The following is a 395-nucleotide window of genomic DNA, read 5'->3' as shown; positions in this document are numbered from 1 at the left end:
GAAGAGGTTCGAGGCCACGACCACGTCGAGCGACTCCGGATGGAGCACCATCCTCGCCGCGAGTGCGTCGATGAGCACGCTCTGCAGCCCGATTCCTTCGGCGGTGGCGACCTCTGAAACGACCTCGTCCCAGAACGGCATGGTGTGAATTATCCCGTTGCTCTTGGTCGCAGAGGTCATGACTCCTTTGCGACTCGCGGCGAGCCCGGCCGCATAGCGGGCGATGCGCTGGACGCCGGCACGGGTGAAGACGGCGACCTGGCTGGCACTCTCCTCGGGTCTTCCGCGATACAGGCGCCCGCCGATCTCCGAGTACTCGCCTTCGGTGTTCTCCCGCACGATGACGAAGTCGATGGGCGCGTTCGACTTCAGCGGCGTCGCGACTCCGGGAAGCG

1 protein-coding gene is annotated in these 395 nt (G+C 65.6%); it reads right to left on the bottom strand.

All coding sequences use genetic code 11. From position 1 onward, the window contains the following. Window positions 1-395: isocitrate/isopropylmalate family dehydrogenase (locus AB4Z02_RS19250; protein ID WP_441972983.1), on the bottom strand; the 395-nt coding region annotated here is incomplete at both ends.

The sequence above is a fragment of the Pedococcus sp. 2YAF34 genome (assembly GCF_052114585.1).
Classification (GTDB): domain Bacteria; phylum Actinomycetota; class Actinomycetes; order Actinomycetales; family Dermatophilaceae; genus Pedococcus.
This window is presented reverse-complemented; position numbering and strand designations above follow the sequence as displayed.